Origin of the sequence: Oceanobacillus aidingensis (assembly GCF_042654105.1) — a bacterium.
GTDB lineage: Bacteria > Bacillota > Bacilli > Bacillales > Amphibacillaceae > Oceanobacillus > Oceanobacillus oncorhynchi.
In genome coordinates, this window is sequence record NZ_JBHSFT010000033.1 from 1 (window position 1) to 2,579 (window position 2,579).

Annotated in this window: 2 protein-coding genes; both read right to left on the minus strand. The window is 37.3% G+C overall.

Annotated elements, in window-relative coordinates; genetic code table 11:
- Positions 1-52: 52 nt before the first annotated feature.
- A complete protein-coding gene (gene istB, locus ACFO3P_RS14565; RefSeq protein ID WP_042528871.1) occupies positions 53-808 on the minus strand; it encodes an IS21-like element helper ATPase IstB in 756 nt (251 codons plus the stop codon).
- On the minus strand, positions 805-2,346 hold the full coding sequence (gene istA / locus ACFO3P_RS14570; protein ID WP_379542474.1) for an IS21 family transposase: 1,542 nt from the start codon (positions 2,344-2,346) through the stop codon (positions 805-807). The genes istB and istA overlap by 4 nt, the downstream gene beginning before the upstream one ends.
- Positions 2,347-2,579 lie beyond the last annotated feature (233 nt).

Genomic DNA, 2,579 nt, shown 5'->3' on the forward strand with positions numbered 1-2,579 from the left:
CTGTGAGCGTCAAGTAGAAATGAACACTTTTTGCTAATTAAATTTGGACACTTTATTCCATAAAAATGGAAGAACGGTGTTTCATTCGGTAACTATCATCATCATGAAAATGTATGACTTCAGCTCGATGTAAAATTCTATCTAGAATGGCAGTTGTAATCCCTGGATCACCTAGTAATTCTCCCCATTCATTTGGGCCTTTATTAGAAGTTAATATAATAGAAGCCTTATCATAAAGGTCGTTAATAAGATGAAAAAATAAATTCGCTTCACGTGTATCCATTGCCATAAACATTAAATCATCAATAATCACTAAATGAGAGGAACGAATTCGTTTCATTCTAGTTTGTGATTTTCTGGTAACTTCTTCTGTTTTTAATGTTTGAATCAGTTGCCCCATGGAAACAAAAGAGACTTTATATCCTTTTTGTATAGCTTCTATTCCGAGCCCTGTGGCTAAATGCGTTTTCCCCACGCCTGGCGGCCCTAAAACGATTAAATTATAAAGTTGATCCAGCCAAGTAAACTCCTTTAACTGATTTACCTGTCTTTTGCTGAGCGATTGTTGCTCATCTAAATGAAACTCATCTAATGTCTTATAAGAAGGGAATGCAGCCCATTTTAATCGTTTTTCGATTAACTTTTCATCTCTCCGTTTTAATTCATATCCGCATAATCGTTTCAAAAGTACTTGATACGTCCAATCTTCTGACTCTGCTTGTTGAATCAGAGAGGGCAAATAATTTGCCGTCTCTGTGAGTCTCAACGATCGAAATTGCTGTTGTATTTCTTCTATCGAATGACTCATACCGTTGCTCCTTTCAATAACTCTATATAAGTATCCAATTCTCTTGTTTTTGGCTTGATTTGAAGTAGCGTATCGTCCATACCATGCAATGTTTGGATACCTTCTACTTGCTGTGGTCTTTGATTAGAAACAGCTTGTCTTTGGATAAACTCTACGACATCTCTAAACTCTGTTGCACTATATATTTTGCGTGCTACACACTCTTCTAAAGCTTGATTCCTTATTTCTCTTGCTAATGTTTGGGACACCTTTAAAATAAGAGATAATTGATCCCGTATGTATCGAGGATATCTAAGATGAATTTCCTGAAGGAAATCAGAAGCCATTTCCTTATCATCAAAGTAAGTCGATACCGTTTCTATATAGGCGGTTATTCCTTTAGAACGATCCCTGGTATGCTGGGAATCTTGAATAAGTTTTCCTTTTTCTATGCTTAACGTGTGTTTGGCAATCATCGCCCCATCCGATTTTTCCCGTATGATTAATTCGTTCTGTTCATTTATTTCAATAAAAACTGTTTTATCTTTCTTGTATGTACCAAGCGGTACGGAATAACGATTTGATTGGTAGATAATAGTATTGTCCTTACGAACATTTCTTGTTATACTATTATCGATATTTGAAATTGAAATTTTTTTGTTGACTGGTCTTAAGTGTTGTTTTTCTAGGGCAAACACTTCGACTGGTCTTTTTTTTGTTGTATTATGCACTTTTCCGTTTCCGGTTCGAATCAGCCATGCTAAACAGGATTCATTCCATTTATCTATATGGTGAAATACGCGGTTCTTCGCAAAATTCTTCTTCACAAATCCTACGACATTTTCAATCTTCCCTTTACTTTCTGGATCAGCTTTTCTACATACAAAGAGCTTTAATTTTCTCTCTTCCCTGTATGCTTGAAACTCACTGGTAAGAATGAGATCTCCTTCATTTTCACTTACTACGATAAGGGAATCCTGATCATAAGCTAACTCATGTGGAATTCCTCCAAAATACTGAAAAGCATCTTCGTGAGCTTGAATCATATCCTTTGTTGTAAAAGGACGGGGGAGCCACACAACATATTTGTAACGTGAGTGCGAAAGCACGAAACTAATAAAATATAATTTCTTCTCCTTTCCCTGGGATGTTTTCTGTATCGTCTGGCCAAAATCTACCTGGGCTTGCTGCCCCATTGGTGGGTCTGGAATAGCTTGATAGACACGCTTCATTTCTGTCTTTGGAATATGATATTTTTCCCGGAGGGCTTTGACATAACTCCGAACGGTACTTTCTCCAACACGTAGAGTTGGAAACCTTTCTTTTAACCAATCATGAACTTGAGCACTAGAAAGGTCCGGATGTTCCGTTAGCCAAGTATGAATAAGTAATTCATAGGCATCTAATTTCTTCTTTCTTGTCTGTGTGGAAGCTACCCACTCCGCCATTTCCTGAGGAGACTTTTCAAGGTATTTATATACCGTTGTCCTTGATATACCTAGTTTTCTAGCTATTCTTCGTATTTTAAATCCTTCTTGTTTTAGTTGATAGATTTCCATATACACTTTCCATGTTTCCACCTTTCTTACTCCTCCCATTTCTGTATCGTACAAACATGTATTATACAGTAAATGAAAGATTGCAATAGTTGTTAGTTGGTACCCAGCGGAACGGCGAGCATGTAACAGGCTGCCGCCCCTACGGGGCAACAGCCTGTTACATGCCTATCCCCCAAGAAAAGTGTTCATTCTTATCAAGCAATAATGGTCTACTTTAGTTTAGCAGTTACAGC

What these genes read in the sequence shown, in the direction of transcription:
- istB (WP_042528871.1), bottom strand. Translation starts at nt 808, where the DNA reads ATGAGTCATTCGATAGAAGAAATACAACAGCAATTTCGATCGTTGAGA.
- istA (WP_379542474.1), bottom strand. Translation starts at nt 2,346, where the DNA reads ATGGAAATCTATCAACTAAAACAAGAAGGATTTAAAATACGAAGAATA.